Origin of the sequence: Psychrobacter sp. W2-37-MNA-CIBAN-0211 (genome assembly GCF_040309405.1) — a bacterium.
GTDB classification, from domain to species: domain Bacteria; phylum Pseudomonadota; class Gammaproteobacteria; order Pseudomonadales; family Moraxellaceae; genus Psychrobacter; species Psychrobacter glaciei.
Window position 1 is genome coordinate 1 of sequence record NZ_JBEOOU010000217.1, and the last position, 270, is coordinate 270.

General features: G+C 60.4%; 1 protein-coding gene. It reads right to left on the reverse strand.

Annotated features, from left to right (window positions below):
- Positions 1 to 50: 50 nt before the first annotated feature.
- Positions 51 to 270, reverse strand: a 220-nt coding sequence (locus AAEY72_RS14970) for a glycine betaine ABC transporter substrate-binding protein (RefSeq protein WP_352311349.1), incomplete at its 5' end; no start/stop codon positions are given.

Genomic DNA, 270 nt, shown 5'->3' on the forward strand with positions numbered 1-270 from the left:
GTGCCGGTGCGTTCTTCGCGAGCAAGCTCGCTCCTACAGTTGGGGCGGGGTTATTTAGCCGTCCATTCGGCAACGCGCTCGGGGTGCTTGGCTACCCAGTCCTTGGCCGCGGCGTCCGGCTTGGCGCCTTCTTGAATCGCCAGCATGACTTCACCGATTTCATCCTTGGAGGCCCACTGGAATTTCTTCAGGAAGGCCGCGACTTCCGGCGCTTTCCTCTCCAGGCCCTTGCTGCCGATGCTGTTGACCGTTTCAGCAGCACCATAAATC